Origin of the sequence: Massilia sp. (assembly GCF_031995545.1) — a bacterium.
Classification (GTDB): domain Bacteria; phylum Pseudomonadota; class Gammaproteobacteria; order Burkholderiales; family Burkholderiaceae_D; genus Telluria.
In genome coordinates this window covers 84,902-106,766 of sequence record NZ_DAMAGA010000017.1, presented here as the reverse complement: position 1 = coordinate 106,766, position 21,865 = coordinate 84,902, and the positions used below count along the sequence as shown (strand labels likewise).

The following is a 21,865-nucleotide window of genomic DNA, read 5'->3' as shown; positions in this document are numbered from 1 at the left end:
TGGTGCCGACGTTGACGTGCGGCTTGGTCCGTTCGAATTTACCTTTTGCCATTTCCAAATTCCTTTAAGAGAAACGATATATTGTGTTTTACCTGGGGGGACAGGACGTCCCATCCCCCCATTATGTATTACTTGGACTTCGCGGTGACGATGGCGTCAATCACGTGCTTCGGAGCTTCCGAATAGTGCTTGAATTCCATCGTGTAGGTCGCGCGGCCCTGGGTCGCCGAACGCAGCGAGGTCGAGTAACCGAACATTTCCGACAGTGGCACTTCGGCTTTGATGATCTTGCCGCCGCCGCCTGGGATTTCGTCCATGCCTTGCACCATACCGCGACGCGACGACAGGTCACCCATCACCGAGCCGGCGTAGTCTTCCGGAGTTTCCACTTCCACGGCCATCATTGGTTCCAGGATGACCGGCGATGCTTTACGGCAGCCGTCCTTGAACGCCATCGAGCCCGCCATGCGGAACGCGTTTTCGTTCGAGTCGACGTCGTGGTACGAACCGAAGGTCAGGGTGACTTTGACGTCAACCACTGGGTAACCAGCCAGCACGCCGGTGGTCAGGGTTTCGCGCACACCTTTTTCGACTGCAGGGATGTATTCGCGTGGAACCACACCGCCCTTGATCGCGTCGATGAACTCGAAGCCTTTACCTGGTTCTTGCGGCTCGATCGACAGGACTGCGTGACCGTACTGACCACGACCGCCCGACTGCTTGACGAACTTGCCTTCGACGTCGGTGACTGCCTTGCGGATGGTTTCGCGGTATGCAACCTGTGGCTTGCCGACGGTTGCTTCCACGTTGAACTCACGCTTCATGCGGTCAACGATAATTTCCAGGTGCAGCTCGCCCATACCACCGATGATGGTCTGGCCCGATTCTTCGTCGGTACGCACGCGGAACGACGGATCTTCCTGTGCCAGGCGGTTCAGCGCCAGGCCCATTTTTTCCTGGTCGGCCTTGGTCTTCGGCTCGACAGCCTGCTGAATGACCGGCTCCGGGAACACCATCTTTTCCAGGGTGATGACAGCCGAAGGATCGCACAGGGTTTCGCCAGTGGTCGCTTCTTTCAGGCCGACTGCAGCGGCGATGTCGCCGGCGCGGACTTCCTTGATTTCTTCGCGCTGGTTCGCGTGCATCTGCAGAATACGACCCAGACGTTCCTTCTTGCCCTTGACCGGGTTGTAGACGGTGTCGCCCGAATTGATCATGCCCGAGTAGACGCGGAAGAAGATCAGCTGGCCGACGAACGGGTCGGTCATGATCTTGAATGCCAGCGCCGAGAACTTCTCGTTGTCGTCCGCTTTACGGGTGGTCGGCTGGTCATCTTCATCGGTACCCGCGACTGGCGGGATGTCGATTGGCGATGGCAGGTATTCGATCACGGCGTCGAGCATGGCTTGCACGCCCTTGTTCTTGAACGCGGTGCCGCACATCATCGGGACGATTTCCGATGCGATGGTACGCTGGCGCAGGGCGGTCTTGATGTCTTGTTCCGACAGGTCGCCTTCTTCCAGGTACTTGTTCATCAGCTCTTCGCTGGCTTCAGCAGCGGTCTCGACCAGCTTTTCGCGCCATTCGTTGGCTTGATCGACCAGTTCCGCAGGGATGTCGCGGTAGTCGAACTTCATGCCTTGCGAAGCGTCGTCCCAGATGATCGCTTTCATCTTGACCAGGTCGACCACGCCCAGGAAGTTCTCTTCCGCGCCGATCGGGATCTGCAGAGGGATCGGGTTCGCCTTCAGGCGAGCGCGCATCTGCTCGTAGACCTTGAAGAAGTTCGCGCCGGTACGGTCCATCTTGTTGACGAAGGCCAGACGTGGAACTTTGTACTTGTTAGCCTGACGCCACACGGTTTCCGACTGTGGCTGCACGCCGCCGACTGCGCAGTAAACCATGCAGGCGCCGTCGAGCACGCGCATCGAGCGTTCGACTTCAATGGTGAAGTCAACGTGGCCCGGGGTGTCGATGATGTTGATGTGGTGCGGGGCGAAGTTGTTGGCCATACCGCTCCAGAAGCAGGTCGTCGCTGCCGAGGTAATGGTAATGCCGCGCTCTTGCTCTTGCTCCATCCAGTCCATCGTCGCCGCGCCATCGTGCACTTCGCCGATCTTGTGGTTGACGCCCGTGTAGAACAGGACGCGTTCGGTGGTGGTGGTTTTACCAGCATCGATGTGAGCCGAAATACCGATATTGCGGTAGCGCTCGATGGGGGTCTTGCGTGCCATAATTTTTCCTAAATCTTTGAATGGACAAAACCGAGCATCATCTTGATGATCAAAATGAGCCCGGCCTGAACAACAGATACTGCGGGGACCATAGGTTGGGGCACTAAGCGCCAACCCAAGTCCTTATGCTTAGAAGCGGAAGTGCGAGAACGCCTTGTTCGCTTCTGCCATGCGGTGCACTTCGTCACGACGCTTCATCGCGCCGCCGCGGCCTTCAGCCGCTTCCAGCAGTTCACCACCCAGACGTTGCGGCATGGATTTTTCGCTGCGCTTGTTTGCGGCTTCGCGCAACCAACGCATGGACAGCGCCATACGACGAACCGGACGAACTTCCACTGGCACCTGGTAGTTGGCGCCACCGACACGGCGGGATTTAACCTCAACCAGCGGCTTGGCGTTGTTGATCGCGGTCGTGAACACTTCCAGCGGGTCTTTGCCCGACTTGGATTGAATGTGTTCGAATGCACCGTAGATGATGTTTTCTGCAACCGACTTCTTGCCGGACAGCATCAGAACGTTGACGAATTTGGCGACATCGGTGTTGCCGAATTTTGGATCCGGCAGGATCTCGCGCTTGGGTACTTCACGACGACGTGGCATTTCAATTCCTTCCTGTCTTCAGTTGAGTGCGGATTTCACACTCGCGAAAGGCCCTCATGACCCTTCACTTACTCGGCCTTACGGCCGGCTCAACTTATCTAATTAATGTGACGTGTCGGTGACACGCTGCATCGGCTTGAAGAATTACTTCTTCGCGGCCTTGGCACGCTTCGCACCGTACTTCGAGCGAGCTTGCTTACGGTCTTTCACGCCCTGGGTATCCAGTGCACCGCGGACCATGTGGTAACGCACACCCGGCAAGTCTTTCACACGGCCGCCGCGCAGCAGCACGACACTGTGTTCTTGCAGGTTGTGGCCTTCACCGCCGATGTACGAAATGACTTCGAAACCGTTGGTCAGACGCACTTTGGCGACTTTACGAAGTGCCGAGTTCGGCTTCTTCGGCGTGGTGGTGTACACACGGGTGCACACGCCGCGCTTTTGCGGGCAGTTTTCCAGTGCCGGCGACTTGCTCTTCACAACCGCAGCTTCACGCGGCTTGCGAATCAGTTGATTGATGGTTGGCATCGTTCCTAATCCAACAAAGTACTACTCATTGACGACCCGGACCGGCAAACCTGTGGCCCGGGGACTAAAACCTAGTCCCGTTGAGACTGACAACCGAGGCGACGAAAGCCGCTCTACATGGAGCAGCTGCGAATGCGTATACGATGTGCAGAATAAATCGAGAACTCGCGAGTATAGACGTAATGTGACGATGGGTCAAACGATTTGCCGCTCCGCCAATCCCCGATTGGCCGGCGGACTGGTAAACCGTGGCAAATGTGGCATGACCGCGACAAGCACTTCTGGCTGGCTTGCCAAGCTTGTGCTTGCCCGACAGTATTTCTACAGATAAAGGCGGCATAATAGCCGACTTTGCCTGCCGATCCAGCCCGTTTCCCCATGCGTCCCTCCCTGCGTCCCGCCACCTGGTATCTGCTGCTGACTTATGCGCTGCTGTCGGCGATGCCGTTCGCCGCGCCGCTGCTTGGCGAGCCGCTCGACCAGCCGTGGCGCGTGGCCGGCATCGGGGTGTTCGCCTGGATCGCGGTGTGGGCGCTGTTCAAGCGGCCCGCGTACTTCCACGTGCTGCTGCTGCCGGCCTTCCTGGCGCTGCCGCTCGAGCTGTACCTGCTGGCGTATTACGGCCAGGGGATCTCGACCCACCACCTGGGCATCATTGCCGAGACCAGTCCCAGCGAGGCCGGCGAATTCCTGGGCAGTTCGGTGTGGCTCTTGGGCGGTGCGCTGGCCGCGGTGCAGGGCTGGTGGGGCAGCAGCTGGGTGGCGGCGATCCGCAGCCGTGAGCTGGATTGGAACGACCGCTCACGCTGGGTGGTGCTGGCGGTGCTGGGGGCGTGCGCGGCGCTGCTCCTATATAGTCAGCGCTTCGGCCTGGAGCCGGAGCCGGGTGCCGCACCCACTGCGGCCAAAGGCGGCGCCAGGGTTCATCTGGTGAAAGCGCAGGCTTCCGCGTCCGCGCCAGCCGCGGTCGTGCCACCGGCGCCCGCTCCTTCTGCCCTGCCCCCGCTGCCATACTGGATGCAGCCGCCAGTCGACCTGCGTTTACTGGCCCAGTCCTGGCCCTTCGGCCTTGCCATGCGCGGCGTCGACTTCTATCGCGAGCGGATCTATCTGGCGGAACTGAACCGGCGCAGCGCCGCGTTCCGTTTCGGCGCCTATCAAGCCGGCGACAAGGACGCGCCGCAAGTCGTGGTGATGGTGCTGGGCGAATCGTCGCGCTACGACCGCTGGAGTCTGAACGGCTACGGCCGCGACACCAATCCGCTGCTGGCGCAGGAGAACAACCTGGTGATGCTGGATGACGTGATCACGCCGGTGTCGGCCACGCGGCTGTCGGTGCCGGTCATCATTTCGCGCAAACCCGCGACGCAGAGCCTGAAGGATGGCTTCTCCGAGAAATCGTTCCTGTCGGCGTTCAAGGAGGCCGGCTATAAAACCTTCTGGCTGTCGAACCAGGTCTCGTTCGGCAAGTTCGACACGCCGGTCTCGGTGTTCGCGCAAGAAGCCGACGAAGTCGAGTTCTTGAACCTGGGCGGCTTCAGCGACGGCGCCAGCTACGACGCCCAATTGCTCGAACCGCTGCGGCGCGCGGTGCACGACCCGTCGCAGAAGGTCCTGGTGGTGCTGCACACGCTCGGCAGCCACTGGAACTACGCGCACCGCTATCCGAAGGAGTTCGACCGTTGGCTGCCGTCGCTGCATGGCATGGACAAGCCGGACTACACCAATGGCGCTTTGAAGCCGCAGATCAGCAACAGCTTCGACAGCGCGATCCTGTACACCGACTGGTTCCTGTCGAACGTGATCGGGGTACTCAAGGAATCCGGTTTGAGCTCGTCGCTTCTGTATGTGGCCGACCATGGACAGACCCTGTACGACAAGTCGTGCAAGATCGCCTTCCACGGCCACAATACGCAGTTCGAATTCCACGTGCCGGCCTTCGTCTGGTATTCGGACAGCTACCGCGAACGCTTCCCGGCCAAGGTGGATCAGCTGCAGCGCCACCGCAAGGCCAAGCTCTCGACCGAGAACATGTTCCACACCCTGCTCGACATGGCCGACGTGCGCTATCCGGGCGAGACGCTGGAGCGCAGCTTCGTCAGCAGCCGGTTCAAGCGCCACAAGCGCTATGTGGACAGCTATGGCTGGACCGACTACGACGACTCGTATATCAAAGGCGACTGCCGCGAGGTGATCTCGCGCGGCAAACCGCTGCCGCGCGGTTAAATTTGCAACTCCTGGTTGCAAAAAGCCGCTACACTGCCAACAGCCATCGTGCCTCCCAGATGGCAAGGCTTGACCCCGGTGGATGCTCGGATGGAGCACTCCCCGGATCGTCTTATGCCTTGCATATCTCTACAGCGCGATGGCGATGTCGCCTTTTTTAACATCCACATCCTGGAGTTATATGTTCAATGCCCACCCCACGACGGCGTATCGTGTCGTTGCGCTCGTCGCTACCAAAGATCGCCCGGCGCTCCTCGCTACGCGCTCCCTCCCATCCATCGCGTCACAACTTCGCCGCTGTGACGAATTGATCCTGGTCGACGATTCCGCAGACGTGTCGTCTGCCGATCGAAGCCGCCAGGCGGCGCAAGATCTGGATCTGCCGGTATCGATATTGAGGAATCGACGCACGAAAAATGCCGCCGGCGCCTGGAATACCGGCCTGGATCACTTGGCACGCCACACCGCCGATCCCCGCCAGACCTTCGTTGCCTTCCTCGATGACGACGATGCCTGGCTGCCCGGCCATCTGGCCAGCTGCTGCGATGCTGCCGACGGCGGCGCCACGCTGATTGCCGCGGGTTTCATGCGGGTCGAAACCGGCCTCCCCGAGCGCGAGGTACGACCGCCGGCGCAGCTCGATGTGCGCCAATTCTACGTCGGCAATCCCGGCATTCAGCCCACCAATATGGTGGTTCGCCTCGATCGCCTGCTGGCAGCGGGACTGTTCGACGAAGCCCTGCCCAGTTGTACCGACCGCGATCTGCTGATCCGGCTGTTGCGCCTGTCCGTGCTCGATTACGCCGCCACCGGCGCCGTCACTGCCATGCACTTCGCGTGCGGCGACCGCGAGCGCTTGTCCAGCGCCGGTTCGGCGCCACGCCTGGCGGGCCTGGATGCGTTTTTCGCCAAGCATCGCCCGCACATGAGCGCCAGCGAGGTACTCGCCGCCGAAGAGCGCGCGACACGCCTGTTCAACTGGCAGCCGGGCCGCAGCGCGCAAGCGGCCGCTCCGGCAGCAGCGTCCGCGCTGCCACTGCCGGACGCAGCGAACGATATCCATCTGGTGGTCGGGCTGATCACCGATCGCCGGCGGCTCGGGGCGCTGGATGGCCTGATGCAGGATCTGCTGGCGCTGCAGGACACGCCGGACCTGGTGGGGCTGGATGTGGTCATCCTGGAAAACAGCGTGGCCGACGAGCCCGCCGCGGCTATTTTGGAAGACGCGGCGCAGCGCTGGCGCACGCGCGGACTGCGGGTGCACCTGATCACCGGGGAAGCCAGGCTGCAGGCGATGCAGGCCGGTGAAATAGCGCCATCGGCAAGTGCACGCTTGCCGATCGGCCCTGCCCGAACCGCGCTGCAAACCTATCTGTACCACTTCATGCGCTCGCGGCGTGGGGCGGTGGCGTGGATACTCGACGACGACATGCGCCTGGATCCTCTGGTCGAGATCGATGGCGTCCGGCAGCAGCGACGAATGCCCCTACTGCCGCACCTGGCGCGCCTGCGCGAACAGGGTGTGGATATCGCGATCGGCAACTACACCGGCGCCGCGCCGCTGCCGGCATGGTCGACTCTGCGTGTGCAGATGGTGGATTTGCTGGCGAGCCTGCGCTGGCTGGACGGTTTGCCGCCCGAGGCAGTGCTTCCCGACATGCGCGCGCACAACGCCGCGATTCGCGCTGGGCGGCGCGATTTTTATTACGATCTGTCGCATCGCGAGACCGATCGCCTGGAGACGCCGTTCCTGCTCGAGCCGGCCTCCCCCGGCGAACTTGCAGGTGCGGCCTATGACCGCCTGTGCGCGAGCCTCGACCGGATGCTGGATGGCCAACAGTTGTTTCGGCCCCTGGTGCTGGATGGCGCCTGCATGGCTGCGTTCACCGCCAGCGACAATTTGTACCGGGGCGGTAACGCATTCGTCTTCAATGCCGAGGCGCTGGGCGATGCGCCCAACGCCGTACCCGACATCGACGGCCGTGCCACACGCCGTTCCGACATGATCTGGGCGCTGGTGCAGCGCACCCGCTATCGACGCAGGATCGTGTCCGTCCCGCTGAGCGTGTACCACGCGCGCGAGTCGCAACGCGCCACAGCCGGGGAGCACGAACGTTGCCTGGTCGATGACATCCGCGGTTTCGCCGTGTTTTCGGCGCTCCAGGATCATGCCGGCAATCCCGGCGTGGGACTGGGCGATCGCGCGGAAAAGTTCAGGGACGAACGTCTGGCCGCCTTCCGACTGGCCGTGCATCGCACGCGCGGCTTGGCGGGCGAGCTGCTGTCGCTGGCGCGCACCTCGGACACCCTGGCACGCCACGCGCCGGCACTGGAGGCCTTCGCGCACGCAGTTCTGGAACGTATCGACGGCGCCATGCTGCAGCGCGTGACCGATGCGGTGTGCAAACTCGGATCCGCGCAAGTCGTTCAATTCGAACGCGACTTGCCCGAATTGATTGCAAGCCACCGGCGCCGTATCGCGTCCGCGACGCTGATCCAAGATCAGTTGCGCGCACAGCGCATTTGCAATGCGATCGCCACTGTCCGGCGCCTGAGCAGCGGCGGTGACAATAGTGGCGAAGCGCTGCGCTGGCTAGGCGACGGCACCGAAGGCGTAGTCCTGACCGACGAACGATCGGTGATCAAGGTGCTCGACTACTGGAAGCCGGCAGCATCGCAAGATGCGCGCCGCCGGCTCGCCGCGCTGGTGGACCGCTGGCCCACGGGCGCTGGCTTGTATGGCATCGGCAGTTTCGTGACGGCGGGCCTCGACAGCATGCTGATGTATCCGTTCGAGGAAAGCCAGCCCTACGCCGGCGGTCACGGCCCCGGCATGATCGATTTGATGGCCGACTGCTTTGCGCACGGTCTGGTGTGCCGGAACATTCACCCCAAGAACCTGAGGGTGGTCGGTACCCGGGTACGCCTGATCGACTACGGCGGCGATCTGCGGCTGGCGGCCGAGCTGGACGATTTCGAGCGCCAGTTCGAGCTGATGTGCCGCAGAGCCTATCTGTCCTGGCGCTTCTGGAACCGCATCGACCTGCCCGATCTGCTGCGCGCCAGCAGCCTGAATGAACGGCTGCCGGAACTGACCGGATTCGACTGTTTCATGGAAGCGCTCCGCCACGCCACGGGGCAGGTCGCCGTGCATGATCCGGTGCTGGACATGGTCCGGCCATCGCCGCCGCAGCGGATACTGGATTTCGGATGCGGCAAGGCCGAGCTGAGCCAACGCCTTGCCGCGCTGGGACACAGTGTGGTCGCCTACGATCCCGATCCGGCGCTGCACGCACGGCTCGCGGGCCTTGGGTCGGCGTCGCTGGAATTCGCCCCCTGTTTCGACAGCGCGCTGGCGCTCGGACCGTTCGACACGGTCGTCTGCCGCCGCGTCCTGTGCCTGCTCGACCCCACCGGGCTGGCCGAAGTCGCGGCGCAACTGCGCCTGAGCGTGAAGCGCGAAGGCCGGGTGCTGGTGGCGCTGTGCCATCCGGGCTACGCGCCACGCATCGCCACCTCGGAGGCGCGTCCGGATGCGCCGTCGGGCGCCGACCCGGACAGCTCGTTCCGATGGACCAAGCGCCATCGGCAGAGCGGCCGCGAACTGATCGAATTCCACCGTCCTGAGCGCGTGCTGCGCAAGGCGCTGCAGCGGGCCGGATTCCACATCGTCCGGCGCGAGGAGCGCAGCGCGATCGACCAGTTCCGGTTCGAGCGCGTCAGCGATTTGCTGGTTCTTGAATTGCGGCCTGTCGATCCGCCCGCCTGCACCCTGTTGATCAAGGCGTGCGCCATGGAGGCCGCCGTGCTCGCCGAACGGGTACGCCATCTGGTAGGTCAGCTGGCCGCGCCCACGCCGTTCCGTCAGGTCATCCTGACCCTGGACACCAGGGTCGACGGCTTCCTGCGCCAGTACACCAGCGGCGATCTCGCCGCGCTGCGTTCGCAGGCGGCAGCCTTACAGGCGCAAGGCTGGGTCGACACGGTGGTCGAGGCGCCCGCCGGCGGCCGGGAATGCGCGCGGCTCAATGCCACATGGCTGGGTCGCAGCGATCCTGCGACCCATGCCGCCAACGGCGCGCCGCTGGCGTCGGTCTTCACCGGATTCGAGGCTTGCCGCACGCCTTATCTGCTGCAGGCCGATCTCGATGTGATGGTCGGGCGCCGCTACGCCGGACACGACTACCTGCGAGACATGCTGCAGGCACTGGCCGGCGACGAGCGGGCGGTCACCGTCGCCTTCAACATCGCCCAAGACCACGATCGTCCTTATTCGGCGCGCGGCGACCATGGCCCATGGCGCGTCGAAAGCCGCTTTTGCCTGCTTCACATGGAGCGCCTGCGCGCCCTGCTTCCCCTGACGATGCCGCCAGCGTCACCGCTTGCGGCAATGCCGGCCTGGCACCGGGCGCTGGACGGGGCGATCAAGGACGAGCGGGCCACTTCCCTGCGCGGCGGCGACCGCCGTACCTTCTTCATCCATCCGGCCAACGACCGCAAGGCTGATCGCACCGCCCTGTCCCGCATCGCTGACCGAATCGGCAGCGGCGACGTCATTGCGGCCCAGGCCGGGTCCGTGGATTTGCTCGGCACGACCGGGGAGTGGATCGTTCCTGCGCGCCGCGAACGGTTCGTCTTCGTCATTTCCGGCCGCAACGTCGAACCCGGACGGTTCCGGCGCTGCTTGGACTCAGTGCTGCGGCAACGGCGCACGGATTGGGGCGCGGTCGTGTTCGACGACGCCTCGCACCCGGCCTGGGCAGAGATACAGCGCGAACTATGCGCCATCCACGCGCCGCGCATCACCTTCATCGGCAACGCCGAGCGGCGCGGCTTACTGGCCAATACGGTGGAGGCGATCCGGCACCACTGCGGCCGGCCGGATTCCACCATCATCACGCTGGACGCCGACGATTGCCTGATCGGCAGCGAAGTCCTCGACGTACTCGATGCTGAATATCGCAGCGGCGCCGACATGACCGTCGGATCGATGTGCCGCACCGACAAGCGGGCACACTACCCGGCCTGTTTCGAACGCCCGCGCGCGCACCGTGGCGGCAATGTGTGGCAGCACCTGCGCAGCTTCAGGAAATCGCTGTTCGATGCCATTCCCGACGACTACCTGCGCCTCGACGGCGAGTATGTCGACCTTGCCAGCGACTGGGCGTTCATGCTGCCGATGGCCGAACTGGCCGTATCGCCACGCTGGATCGGGCAAGCGCTATATCTGCACGAACCGGCCGGCGTGCGCGATTGCGCCACCATCGCGCGCAGGGAAGCGGTGATCGCGGCACTGATCGCACGGACACCGTTGCGGCGTATCGACGCCGACGTGGCACCATGCGGACAGACGCCATGAGCGCCGCCATGAATGCTGCCATGAGCGCTACCGGCAAGCGTCCCATGCGGCCCTGCATCGCGGTAGTCGGCGATGCGCGCCTCGGGCCCGACGATCCACGGCGCGCATTGGCGCAGTCGATCGGGCGCATGCTGGTCGATGCCGGCTGCCGGCTGGTCACCGGCGGCATGGGCGGGGTAATGGAGGCCGCGCACAAGGGCGCGCGTAGCTCACCCAATTGGTTCGACGGGGCCGGCATCGGCATCCTGCCCGGATCGGATATCGGCCAGGCCAATCCTTTCGTCGACATCGCGATACCCACCGGCCTCGATCACGCAAGGAATTCGATCGTGGCGCATTCGGCAGCTGTCATCGCTATCGGCGGCGGCGCCGGCACGTTGTCGGAAATGGCGCTGGCCTGGACTTATGGCCGGCTGGTCATTGGTTTACAGTGTGGCGGCTCGAGCGAATTGCTGGCTGGCCGGCGCATCGACCGGCGCATACGTTATCCGACGCTTCCGGACGATCAGGTATTCGCCGCCGGCAGCGCGCAGCAGGCAATGGCATTGCTCCAGCGCTGGCTACCTGAATATAACAAGGTCCATACGGGTATCCGGGCAGCGGATTCGCCAGCCGGCGCATAAGGCGTGAGGGCAGCGGCTACCCGGTGCGGCGTGCGATGTCGACGAACGCTTCCAGATAGCCGGTGCCGGCATCGGCTTCGCGCGTGCCGAGGAAGATCTGCTTGAACACGCCGTCGCCGAGGCGCAGCGGAAGCACCGGCATCCTGCCCGCATACTCGTCCACCAGCCAGCGCGGCAAGGCCGCCACGCCGCGCCCGCTGGCCACCATCTGCAGCATGATGTCGGTCGTCTCGATGGTCTTGCGCTCGCGCGGCGCGCACCCGGCCGGCAGCAGAAACTGGTTATAAATGTCGAGCCGCTCGATATCGACCGGATAGGTGATCAGGACCTCATCCGACAGATCGGCCGGCTCGGCCCTCTCCTTCCGCGCCAGCCGGTGACCGCTTCCCACCACCAGCACCTGCTCGAAGTCGAACACCGGCACGAAGCGCAGCCCCGGCTTGAACACGGGATCGGGCGTCACCAGGAGATCGATCTCGTACGCGAACAGCGCCTTCATGCCGCCGAACTGGAACTTCTGCTTGACGTCGACATCGACCTCGGGCCACGCCGCCAGGTACGGCGCCACCACCTTCAACAGCCACTGGTAGCAGGGATGGCATTCCATCCCGATGCGCAGCATGCCGCGTTCGCCGCCGGCGAATTCGCGCATCAGGCGCTCGGCGTGTTCCAGCTGCGGCAGCACGCGCTCGGCCAGGTCGAGCAGGTATTCGCCGGCCTGGGTCAGGCGCAGGCTGCGTCCCTCGCGCGTCCACACCGGCGTGCCCAGTTGCGCCTCCAGTTTCCGCACCGTGTGGCTCAGCGCCGACTGGGTCAGGTGCAGCACGTCGGCGGCGGCAGTGAGCGAGCCGCGCCGGTCGACCTCGCGGATGATGGACAGGTGAATGCGTTCGAGCATATATCAGCATGAATGGAATTAATGGATCGATGAAATCATACCAATTTTATTCATGAGTCAATCTGTCTATCATCGGTTCATCCGTTATGAACAGAATGACCAGCATGACCATCACCCACGAACTCGGCTTTCCGAACATCGGCGCGCGCCGGCAACCGCTCTCCGACCAGGTACTCGACATGAGCTTCACGCTCGGGAACCTGCCGCCATCGGCGGCCGACGCCGAATCGGCTGCCTGGTTCAAGACCAGCCAGCGCTACACCGTCCCGGTCTTCGATGCCGCCACCCGCTTCACGCTCGACACCCGCCTGCTGGGCGACCAGCTGGCACAGGCGCGCGCATCGGGAGCAGAACTCAAACCGGTGATCATCGGCCCGCTGACCTACCTGTGGCTGGGCACATCGAGAGATGGCAGCGAGCGCCTCGACCTGTTGCCACGCCTGCTGCCGGTGTACGCGCAGCTGCTGGCATGGCTCGCCGCCCAGGACCTCGACTGGGTCCAGATCGACGAGCCGGTGCTGGCGACCGGGCTCGATGCGCCTTGGCGCGCTGCCTGTGCCGCGGCCTACGACGCGCTGGCCGGGAGCGGCGTCAAGCTGCTGCTGGCGACCTACTTCGGGCGGCTGGGGGACAACCTGGCGCTGGCCTGCAGCCTGCCGGTGGATGGCCTGCACCTGGATGCGGTCAACGCGCGCGACGAGGTCGGCCCGGCGCTCGACGCGCTCGGACCGGACAAGGTACTGTCACTGGGCGTGATCGACGGCAGCGACATATGGAAGACCGACCTGCATGCCACCCTGGCCTGGCTGGAACCGGTGCAGCGCCGCATCGGCAGCCGCCTGTGGATCGCGCCATCGTGCTAGCTGCAGCACGTGCCGCTGGACCTGGATGCGGCCATGGACGCCGATGACGCACCCGATCCGGCGCTACGCCCGTGGCTCGCATATGCCCTGCAAAAGCTGGAAGAACTGCGCATCCTGGCGCATGCGCTGGACCACGGCCGCTCGCAGGTGCAGTTCGAGCTGGTGGCAAACGCCGCCGCGGTCGATCGGCGCCACGCCGCGCTGCGCGCGGCAGCCTGACGAATTATCCGGCGTTGCCGCGCTTGAGAAAGTCGGCCACCGCCTTCACCAGCAGCGGGTCGACCGGCAGGCTGGGGTCGGAATACGACGCCGCCTGCTGGCTCGGGATCGCCCGCACGTGCTTGAGCACGTGGTTCATGCCGGGGATGATGGCAAGCAGGGCGCCGTCCTTCGCCGCATGCAGCGCATTGGCTTGCCCGACCTCGACCTGCATGTCGGTATTGCCCTGCACCACCAGCACCGGCATGTTCAGCGCCGCGATCTGTTTGGTCGGCACGTGCTTGAACCACGAGATCAGGTAGGGCTGGACGCTGGGCCGGTACAGCGCGGCCAGCGCCGGCGGCACGTTGTCCACGGTGGCGCCGCTTTCCAGTGAAGACAGGATGCGCTCGCTCTCCTTCATCAGCTCCGGCGGCAGCTTGCCGTCGAGCTGCTTGCGCATCACGACGGGCGCGGCGTCGGCGATGCCGGCGATCGAGACGAAGGCCGAAGCGCCGGCCTGTTGCGCCGCCAGCATGCCGATCAGCGAACCTTCGCTGTGGCCGATCACGGCGGGCGCGGTGAAGCGCGGGTCGGCCTTCAGCTTGGCGATCCAGGCCGCGGCATCCTCGACATAGGTGTCGAAGCGCAGCGCCGATTCGTCCAGGCCGGCCGGCTTGCTGGCGGCGATGCCGCGCTTGTCGTAGCGCACCGAGGCGATGCCGGCGTCCGCCAGCGCCAGCGCCAGTTGCTTGAGGCTGTCGTTGCGGCCCGGGAGCATCGGGTTGTTGCCGTCGCGGTCGGTAGGGCCGGAGCCGGCGATGATCAGGGCGATGCGGTGCTGTCCGCCGCTGTTGGGCAACTCCAGCGTGCCGGCGATCTGGCCGGATGGCGTGTCGAGCGTGATCGGCTGCTCGGCCGCCTGCGCCGCGCAGGCCAGGCTGGCGGACAGTATCAAGCCAGCGGCGATCGGAAAGCGGTCAGCCATTGCGCGACTCCTTCATGCCGGTGATGGTCGCCGGCGAAATCCACAGCACCAGCAGCCAGCCGAGGAAGGAGTAGGCGCGCCACACCCCGAAGAAGCAGAAGAAGTACAGGACGAACTGCGCCAGGTTGAAGCTGGCCATCGGCGGCAGGCCGGCTGCGCTCATGATGGCCATGGTGGTCAGGACGGTGCACACGCTGACGGCGGCGATGAACGGCAACTTCTTCTCGAGTGGGGACATCAGGGCTCTCCTGCAAGGCGTATGGATGAAAGCGATTGCTGCAGGATGCAAGAATAACATCTGGCGGAACCATCGGCCCGCGCCCAGGTCTGTATGAAGGTCTGCTGCGGAGATACGCCGGTGTCCCCAACTCCCCTTCTGCTTGCGCTGCTGCTGTTCGCCTGGGCTCCCCGTGCCGGCGCCCAGCCCCCCGACTGTCCGCCGAACGGCGACGCCGACGTCATCCTGCGCTGCGAAGAAAACAGGCTCGCCGCCGCCGACCAGGCCCTGGACCAGCGCTACCGCGCCGTGGTGCGCGCCGTGCACGACGATCCCGCGCCCGACGCGCAGGCGGCATTGCGCACGCTGGCCGACGCCCAGCGCCAGTGGATCGCTTACCGCGACGACGACTGCGACGCGGTCTACCTGGCGCACCACGCGGCCAGCCTGCGCGAACGCCACCGGCTGCGCTGCAAGACCGCGCACGCCGAGATGCGCGCGCGCCAGTTCGGTGCCTACGACAACGATTAAAACGATTCAGGCACCGGCCGCCCCCTGCAGCCGCGCGAACCAGCCCAGCTCGCCGTCGAGCGCGGCCCGGATCGGCCCCGGCGTCAAACCGGTCCAGCGCTTGAACGAGCGGCGGAAGTTGGCGGCGTCATGAAAACCGAGATAGCGTGCCACTTCCTCGTTGTCGGCGCGCCGCACCTGGAACAGCCACAGCGCCACGTGGGTACGCACCTGATCCAGCTCGCCCTGGAAGTGGGTATGGTGGCGCAGCAGCTGGCGCTTGAAGGTGGCCGGGCTGACGCCGAAGTCGCTCGCCGTGCGCTCCAGTGTCGGTGCCTCGCGTACGCGTTCCAGCAGATAGTCGTACAGCGCCGCCGGCAGGCCGGGTGCACGCGCCGCTTCGCTCCCGGCCGCCTGCAGTGCCAGGCGCGAGGCCATCTCGCTGGCGCGCGGCCATGGCCGGTCGAGCCAGGCCGCATCGACCAGCATGGCGTCGAGCTGGCAGCCGAAGCGCAGGTCGGCGCCCAGGTGCACCTGGTGCTGCTCGACGTGGCGCGGCGCGCCGCGGTTGAAGCAGAAGCGCCACGGCAGGCGTTCGCCACCGAGCCAGCGGCACAGCGCCACCAGTGCCGTCATGTGCATCTCGACCAGCGCCGGGCGCAGGCTCGGGGCGCCGTAGGCATCGACCCAGTACAGCAGCGCGACGCCTTCCCAGGTCTCGAAGCGCGGCCGCAGCAAGGGCGTCAGGCGCGCGTGGAAGCGGCACAGCGTCTCGAGCAGCACGCGCAGGTTCGGCGCCTGCACCAGCGCATGGCTGGCGGCGCCGTCGTGCCCGGGCAGCATCAATTGGCCGAGCATGAAGCTGGTGTCGGGGCTGTCCAGGCCGCGCAGGGTGTTGGCCAGCAGCTGCAGATACTGGCTAGGTGACACCAGCCCGTCCGGCGCCAGGACGTCGGTCAATCCGGTCTCGCGCAGCATCTGCGCATCGCTCAATTCGTGCGAGCGGCCGTATTCCAGCGCCAGCGCCGGCTGCAGGCGCGCCGGGATCGACGGTTCGCCGGCCGGCTGCCAGGCGATCACACGGCGTCCATCCGGCGGCACAGGGCGGCCAGCAATGCATCCGGCGCGCCCTGCGCATCGGCGCAGCCGTGGCGCAGCGTGAGCGGCATGCGCCGGCTGCCGGCGTGGTGATGCATCGCGCCCACCATGCGGCACAGGTGCTGGGCCGCGGCTTCGCCTTGGTACTGGTCCAGGCCCGGCATCAGCACGGCGAAGCGGTCGCCCGCGTAGCGGCACAGCAGGTCGTCGTTGCGCAGATTCAGCAGCAGCATGTGCGCCACCGCCTGCAGCGCGCGGTCGCCCTCGCCCTGGCCGTGCTCGCGGTTGATGCGGTGGAAGTCGTCGATGTCGAACAGCACCAGCGCGCACGGCCCGTCGTTGCCGCTTTCGCGGCGCAGCTGCTCGCGCAGGTAGGCGGCATCGGCCAGCTGCGTGATGCGGTCGAACGGGCGATGGCTGCGGAACAGCCGCTCGCGCTTCCTCATGTGTTCGGACAGGTTGGCCTGCTCGTGGCGCCAGTAGTACATGCCGGCCGTCAGCACCAGCATCCCGAGCGGCAGCAGCGCTTCCAGCGCGTTGTCCCACAGCGCCGACTTGTCGATGTCGAAGGCTTCGTCCAGGCAGTCGGCCCACGAGCCGAGCATGATGCAGGCCAGGCCGCCGGCCAGCAGGCGCGTCACCCGGCCGTCCGGGCGGCTGCACAGCACGATCAGGCACCACAGCGCGGCCAGGAGCGCGGTCCCGCCCTCGCTGGCGATGTCGACCAGGTCCCATTCGGCGAACGGGATTGCCTGGCCGGCGCCGACGAACAGCAGGGCAAAGCTGGCGAGCAAGCCGACAAGCAGGACGAGATGGCGGGCGACGACGTTCATGGAAGAAAGGCCAGGTGGAAAACCGGCTGACCATAGCGCAGCCAGATGACCGCGTAATGACAGGACAACGAATCTGTGGCGCTTCGGCACAGGGTCAAAACAGCTCATCACTTCCTGCCTGTCACCGGCCGTCGGCGCGCACCGCGGGCGGCAGGTTGCCCAAGTGGGAGAGTCAATTCGGCTCATGCGGCCTGAAACCCGGCCAATGCACGGGAAGGCGTCACCGATACGTCATATCGGGACGCCAGAATCCGCCCCATTCCAAACAACCACCTCGCCCCCATGCGCCATTTCGCCCTCCCCGCCATCACCGCCAGCCTGCTGGCCGCTGCCGGCGCGCACGCCGCCGACGAACCGAGCGTCGTCATCACCGGCCAGCGCGCCAGCCTGGCGCGTGCCATCGCCGTGCAGGAACAGGCCGACAATATCGTCAGCGTCGTCAGCAGCGACGACATCGGCCACCTGCCCGACAAGAACGCCGCCGAAGCGCTGGCGCGCATGCCGGGCGTGTCGGTCCAGCGCGACCAGGGCGAAGGCCGCTACGTGGTGGTGCGCGGCCTGGACGCCGACTACAACGCGGTGACCATCAATGGCGCCCTGGTGCCGTCGCCCGAAGCCACGCGCCGCGCGGTGGCGCTCGACGTGCTGCCGGCCGGCCTGGTGCGCTCGCTCGAAGTGACCAAGTCGCTCACGCCCGACATGGACGCCAACTCGCTGGGCGGCACGGTGGAAGTCAAGACCCTGTCGGCATTCGACCTGCCCGGCACCCTGCTGAGCGTCGGCGCCGCCGCCGGCCACGACACCAACACGGGCCAGAACAGCCCTAGCGCCAACCTGCTGTGGGCGCAGCGCTTCCTGGACAACAAATTCGGCGTCGCGGTCGGCATCTCGGGCGAGAAGCGCAAGTTCGGCTCCGACAACGTCGAGAGCGGCGGCGACTGGAACGGCGAGCGCCTGGCCGGCTTCGAGCTGCGCGACTATTCTCCGACACGCGAACGCCGCGCCGGCGCGATCAACCTGGATTACCGTCCGGACGCGGCCACCAGCATGTCGCTGCGCGGCTTCATCAGCCGCTTCTCGGACGAAGAGTCGCGCGACCGCCTGACCGTGGGCGACTTCGAAGAGAACGAAGACGGCGTGCGCGAAGGCGAACTCGATACCGCCAGCCTGGAACGGCGCCTGCGCCAGCGCAAGTACACACAAGAGATCCGCTCGCTCACCGGCGCCTTCGACCGTCGCTTCGGCGACAACTGGAAGCTGCACCTGGAAGCGGCCACCAGCCGCGCCACCGATGAAACCCCGGACGCCATCGCCGATGCGCGCTTCAAGGGCATCGACAGCTTCAGTGGCGTCGGCTTCAACAACACCCGCGCCCCACACCTGATCGCACCAACTGCCGCTTTTGACGCGGCCAACTACGAACTCGATTCGTTCGCGCTGGAACGCGCCTACGCCAAGGACACCGCCCACCAGCTGCGCCTCGACCTGCAACGCGAGTTCGACGCCGGTGACTGGAGCGGCACCTTCAAGTTCGGCGCCAAGGCGATCCGCCGCGACAAGCAGACCGACACCGAAGCCTACGAATTCGGCAGCGACGATCCGGAAGATGGCGACTACTGGGGCGCCGGCGGCAACTCGCTGACCGACTTCATCGGCAACCGCCAGCTCGACTACAAATTCGGCCCGATCGGCTACGCGATCGACCCGGCCCTGGTGCGCGCCCGCCTGGCAGGCCTGAACCGCGCCAATGCGCGCGTGATCGTCGACTCGGCGCTGGACGACTTCAAGCTGCAGGAAGACATCGATGCCGCCTACCTGCAGGCCGGCCTGCGCCGCGGCGCCTGGTCGCTGCTGGCCGGCGTGCGCGCCGAGCACACCCGCTTCAGGGCCGACGGCTCGCAGGTCACCGACGAAGACGAAGTGACGCCGCGCGCCGCCTCGCGCTCATACACCAACTGGCTGCCGGGCATGCACCTGCGCTACGACGTCGACCAGAAGACCAGCCTGCGCGCGGCCTGGAGCAACTCGGTGGTGCGCGCCAACTTCGCCCAGCTGGCGCCGGGCGTGAGCCTGGACGGCGACGACGAAGCCACCATCGGCAACCCGGACCTGGCGCCGCTGCGCTCGCACAATCTGGACCTGGGCGTCGAGCGCGTGATCGGCAACGACGGCGTGATGTCGGCCTATGTCTTCAACAAGGAAATCCGCAACTTCACCTACGCCACCGACCTGGCCGGCAGCGGAGAATGGCTTGATTTCTCGAGCGCGATCTCGTACGCCAACGGCGACAAGGCCCGTGTGCGCGGCATCGAACTGGCCTGGCAGCAGCCGCTGCGCATGCTACCGGCGCCGTTCGACGGTCTGCTGGTGGGGATCAACGGCACCATCTCGACCTCGCGCGCCGATATCGACAGCGCCGACGGCGACGGTGGCCGCGCCACCCGCAGCATCCGCATGCCGGGCCAGTCGAACCGCATCGGCAACCTGATGCTGGGCTATGAGGCCGGTCCGTTCAGCGCGCGCCTGGCGATGAACTACAAGTCGCCTTACCTGCTGGAGCTGGGCGAGGACGTGCTCGATGGCACCCAGGACCGCTACGTCGACACCCAGAAGCAGCTCGACCTGTCGATGTCGTGGAAGATCGGCAAGCGCTGGCAGCTGACCTTCGACGCCAGCAACCTGAATAACGAAAAATACTACGTCTACCTGGGCGACAAGTCGCGCAACGCGCAATTCGAACAATACGGCCGCACCTACAAGATCGGTCTGAAAGCGAGCATCTTCTAATGAAAAAAGCAGTTCTACTCATCATCCTGGCGGCGCTGCACGGTGCAGCAGCAGCAGCGGCAGCGGCTGCAACGAAAGTCCCGGCCGCACTGGACAAGGCCGAGGAAATCGCCGCCCTGCCCGGCGGCGGCTGGCTGGCGCTCGACAAGCGCGCCCTGCGCCTGATTGGCGCTGACGGCAGCGAACGCGCCAGCCTGGCGCTGCGCGGCGAGCGGCTCGACCTGCGTCCGGTCGACGGCGGCGCGCTGGCCGTGGTGGTCGACTCCAACGCCGAGCGCGCGCAGCCGGTGCGGGTGGACCTCAAGGCCGGCACCCTGAGCGCGCTGGCGCCGCTGCCCGAAACCGGCTTCGGTCTGGAGGCGGCCTGCATGTACCGCGACGCCCAGCAGCTCGACTACGCCTTCCTGGTCGGCCCCGATGGCCAGGCGCAGCAATGGCTGATCGGCAGCCCGCACCGCCTGGTGCGCCGTCTGGCGCTGCCGAACGGCGTCGAGCAATGCCGCGTCGACGACGCCCACGACACCCTGTTCGTGGCCGAAGAAGGCATGGGCATCTGGGCCTACGGCGCCAGCGCCGAAGGCCCGGCCACGCGCGCCCCGGTGGCGCTGCGCGCACCGCACGGCAAGCTGAAACAAGAAATCACCGCGCTGGCCGTGCTGCCGGGCGGCCTGGCCGCACTCGACGGGAAAGGCACGCTGCACACCTGGCGCCGCGACGGCGCCGACTGGCGCGCCCTGCCGGCGCGGGCGCTGGGCGCCGACCAGATGGTGGCACTGGACGCCAATGCGCGCCTGCTGGTGCGCGCCAAGGCCGGCTGGCAAACCCCGGCGCTGGCGTGGAAAGCCGGCACGCCGGCGCCGCGCGCGCTGCCGATCGTGCTGCCGCGCATGCAGACCGAACCGGTCGCGCAGCTGGGCGACGCCGCCGACGATCCGGCGATCTGGGTCCATCCGACCGACCCAAGCAAGTCGCGCATCCTCGGCACCAACAAGAAGCAGGGCATGCTGGTGTACGACCTGCAGGGCAAGCAGACCCAGTTCCTGGCCTCGGGCCGTCTGAACAACGTCGACCTGCGCCAGGACCTGCGCTTCGGCGACGAACGCTTCGACATCGCGCTGGCCACCCAGCGCGACGAAAGCAGCATGGTGCTGTACACGATCGACAAGCAAGGCACCTTGACCGAGGCCGCGCGCCTGCCGACCACGCTGGACGACATCTACGGCACCTGCGTGTATCGCACGGCGGAAGGCGGCATGGACGCCTTCGTCAACGCCAAGGACGGCCGCTACGAGCACTACCAGATCACGCGCAGCAACGGCAAGTTCGGCGCGCGCCTGGCACGCACCTTCAAGGTGGCGACCCAGCCCGAAGGCTGCGTGGCGGACGACCGCAGCGGCCTGCTGTTCGTCGGCGAGGAAGACCACGCCCTGTGGGTGACCTCGGCCAAGGCCAATGAGCCGGCCACGCTGAAGATGGTGATGCCGGTGGGCGAATGGCTGCACGACGACATCGAAGGCATGGGCATCTACCAGGGCGCCAACAAGAGCTACCTGGTGGTGTCGAGCCAGGGCAACAGCAGCTACGTGGTGTTCGACGCCCTGCCGCCATTTAAGGTGCGCGGCGCTTTCCGCATCGGTCTTGATGCGGTCAACGGTATCGACGGCGCTTCCGAGACCGACGGCCTGGAAGTCTCGTCGGCCAACTTCGGCGGCCCGTACGCACGCGGCATGCTGGTGGTGCACGACGGCTTCAAGCGCATGCCGGACGCGTCGCAGAACTACAAGGCGGTGGCGTGGGACGATATCGCCAAGGCCTTGAAGCTGGACGACGACAAGTAACACTTCAGCTGGAACAGCAGCATCAGGCGCGCCGCAGTTCGGGCGCGCCTGTTTGCGTTTTGGGC

General features: G+C 65.7%; 14 protein-coding genes and 1 pseudogene. 7 read left to right on the top strand and 8 right to left on the bottom strand.

Features of this window, described 5'->3' with window-relative positions:
• Positions 1–128: 128 nt before the first annotated feature.
• The 3 genes from fusA to rpsL all read right to left on the bottom strand — a co-directional run bounded on the left by fusA (position 129) and on the right by rpsL (position 3,362).
• Positions 129–2,234 (bottom strand): elongation factor G, encoded by a 2,106-nt coding sequence (gene fusA / locus RTQ83_RS13895; protein WP_312515572.1) that lies wholly within the window; start codon positions 2,232–2,234, stop codon positions 129–131.
• Positions 2,235–2,363: 129 nt separating this feature from the next.
• Positions 2,364–2,834, bottom strand: coding sequence for a 30S ribosomal protein S7 (gene rpsG / locus RTQ83_RS13890; protein ID WP_137172371.1), 471 nt, complete (start codon positions 2,832–2,834; stop codon positions 2,364–2,366).
• Between the two features lie 144 nt (positions 2,835–2,978).
• Positions 2,979–3,362: a 30S ribosomal protein S12 gene (gene rpsL / locus RTQ83_RS13885; protein ID WP_005663517.1), complete on the bottom strand. Its 384-nt coding sequence runs from the start codon at positions 3,360–3,362 to the stop codon at positions 2,979–2,981.
• Between the two features lie 378 nt (positions 3,363–3,740).
• On the opposite strand from rpsL, the gene RTQ83_RS13880 reads away from it, so the two are divergent.
• The 3 genes from RTQ83_RS13880 to RTQ83_RS13860 all read left to right on the top strand — a co-directional run bounded on the left by RTQ83_RS13880 (position 3,741) and on the right by RTQ83_RS13860 (position 11,570).
• Positions 3,741–5,588 carry a phosphoethanolamine transferase gene (locus tag RTQ83_RS13880; RefSeq protein ID WP_312515560.1) on the top strand — a complete coding sequence of 616 codons (1,848 nt, stop codon included), beginning with the start codon at positions 3,741–3,743 and terminating at the stop codon, positions 5,586–5,588.
• A 181-nt stretch (positions 5,589–5,769) separates the two neighbouring features.
• Positions 5,770–10,947 (top strand): glycosyltransferase, encoded by a 5,178-nt coding sequence (locus RTQ83_RS24300; protein WP_409456112.1) that lies wholly within the window; start codon positions 5,770–5,772, stop codon positions 10,945–10,947.
• Positions 10,944–11,570, top strand: a complete 627-nt coding sequence (locus RTQ83_RS13860; protein ID WP_312515557.1) for a hypothetical protein — start codon at positions 10,944–10,946, stop codon at positions 11,568–11,570. Before RTQ83_RS24300 ends, RTQ83_RS13860 begins: the two co-directional genes overlap by 4 nt.
• Positions 11,571–11,586: 16 nt before the next feature.
• Here RTQ83_RS13860 and RTQ83_RS13855 read toward each other — a convergent pair whose 3' ends face one another.
• Positions 11,587–12,468 carry a LysR family transcriptional regulator gene (locus RTQ83_RS13855; RefSeq protein ID WP_312515554.1) on the bottom strand — a complete coding sequence of 294 codons (882 nt, stop codon included), beginning with the start codon at positions 12,466–12,468 and terminating at the stop codon, positions 11,587–11,589.
• A 104-nt stretch (positions 12,469–12,572) separates the two neighbouring features.
• On the opposite strand from RTQ83_RS13855, the pseudogene RTQ83_RS13850 reads away from it, so the two are divergent.
• A pseudogene (locus RTQ83_RS13850) lies at positions 12,573–13,538 on the top strand (5-methyltetrahydropteroyltriglutamate--homocysteine S-methyltransferase); the annotation flags it as partial.
• A gap of 16 nt (positions 13,539–13,554) precedes the next feature.
• On the opposite strand, the gene RTQ83_RS13845 reads toward RTQ83_RS13850, so the two are convergent.
• A complete protein-coding gene (locus RTQ83_RS13845) occupies positions 13,555–14,517 on the bottom strand; it encodes an alpha/beta fold hydrolase (RefSeq protein ID WP_312515551.1) in 963 nt (320 codons plus the stop codon).
• Positions 14,510–14,755 (bottom strand): hypothetical protein, encoded by a 246-nt coding sequence (locus tag RTQ83_RS13840; RefSeq protein WP_312515548.1) that lies wholly within the window; start codon positions 14,753–14,755, stop codon positions 14,510–14,512. Before RTQ83_RS13840 ends, RTQ83_RS13845 begins: the two co-directional genes overlap by 8 nt.
• Positions 14,756–14,875: 120 nt before the next feature.
• Between RTQ83_RS13840 and RTQ83_RS13835 the strand changes: the two genes are divergently transcribed.
• The gene (locus RTQ83_RS13835; protein ID WP_312515545.1) at positions 14,876–15,265 is read left to right on the top strand and encodes a lysozyme inhibitor LprI family protein; all 390 of its coding nucleotides are present in this window, start codon (positions 14,876–14,878) and stop codon (positions 15,263–15,265) included.
• A 6-nt stretch (positions 15,266–15,271) separates the two neighbouring features.
• On the opposite strand, the gene RTQ83_RS13830 is transcribed toward RTQ83_RS13835, so the two are convergent.
• Entirely contained in the window at positions 15,272–16,324 is a 1,053-nt protein-coding gene (locus RTQ83_RS13830) for an AraC family transcriptional regulator ligand-binding domain-containing protein (RefSeq protein ID WP_312515542.1), read from the bottom strand.
• Positions 16,321–17,175, bottom strand: a complete 855-nt coding sequence (locus tag RTQ83_RS13825; RefSeq protein WP_312515539.1) for a GGDEF domain-containing protein — start codon at positions 17,173–17,175, stop codon at positions 16,321–16,323. The genes RTQ83_RS13830 and RTQ83_RS13825 overlap by 4 nt, the downstream gene beginning before the upstream one ends.
• A 282-nt stretch (positions 17,176–17,457) precedes the next feature.
• Here RTQ83_RS13825 and RTQ83_RS13820 point away from each other — a divergent pair, with 282 nt between their 5' ends.
• The gene (locus RTQ83_RS13820; protein ID WP_312515536.1) at positions 17,458–19,962 is read left to right on the top strand and encodes a TonB-dependent receptor; all 2,505 of its coding nucleotides are present in this window, start codon (positions 17,458–17,460) and stop codon (positions 19,960–19,962) included.
• A complete protein-coding gene (locus RTQ83_RS13815) occupies positions 19,962–21,800 on the top strand; it encodes a phytase (protein ID WP_312515533.1) in 1,839 nt (612 codons plus the stop codon). Before RTQ83_RS13820 ends, RTQ83_RS13815 begins: the two co-directional genes overlap by 1 nt.
• The last annotated feature ends 65 nt before the right edge of the window (positions 21,801–21,865 follow it).

Bases quoted from the DNA above. Each gene is read 5' to 3' on its own strand.
- RTQ83_RS13880 (WP_312515560.1), top strand. From the start codon at position 3,741: ATGCGTCCCTCCCTGCGTCCCGCCACCTGGTATCTGCTGCTGACTTAT.
- RTQ83_RS13815 (WP_312515533.1), top strand. From the start codon at position 19,962: ATGAAAAAAGCAGTTCTACTCATCATCCTGGCGGCGCTGCACGGTGCA.
- RTQ83_RS24300 (WP_409456112.1), top strand. From the start codon at position 5,770: ATGTTCAATGCCCACCCCACGACGGCGTATCGTGTCGTTGCGCTCGTC.
- rpsG (WP_137172371.1), bottom strand. From the start codon at position 2,834: ATGCCACGTCGTCGTGAAGTACCCAAGCGCGAGATCCTGCCGGATCCA.
- RTQ83_RS13845 (WP_312515551.1), bottom strand. From the start codon at position 14,517: ATGGCTGACCGCTTTCCGATCGCCGCTGGCTTGATACTGTCCGCCAGC.
- fusA (WP_312515572.1), bottom strand. From the start codon at position 2,234: ATGGCACGCAAGACCCCCATCGAGCGCTACCGCAATATCGGTATTTCG.
- RTQ83_RS13855 (WP_312515554.1), bottom strand. From the start codon at position 12,468: ATGCTCGAACGCATTCACCTGTCCATCATCCGCGAGGTCGACCGGCGC.
- RTQ83_RS13840 (WP_312515548.1), bottom strand. From the start codon at position 14,755: ATGTCCCCACTCGAGAAGAAGTTGCCGTTCATCGCCGCCGTCAGCGTG.
- RTQ83_RS13860 (WP_312515557.1), top strand. From the start codon at position 10,944: ATGAGCGCCGCCATGAATGCTGCCATGAGCGCTACCGGCAAGCGTCCC.
- RTQ83_RS13820 (WP_312515536.1), top strand. From the start codon at position 17,458: ATGCGCCATTTCGCCCTCCCCGCCATCACCGCCAGCCTGCTGGCCGCT.
- rpsL (WP_005663517.1), bottom strand. From the start codon at position 3,362: ATGCCAACCATCAATCAACTGATTCGCAAGCCGCGTGAAGCTGCGGTT.
- RTQ83_RS13825 (WP_312515539.1), bottom strand. From the start codon at position 17,175: ATGAACGTCGTCGCCCGCCATCTCGTCCTGCTTGTCGGCTTGCTCGCC.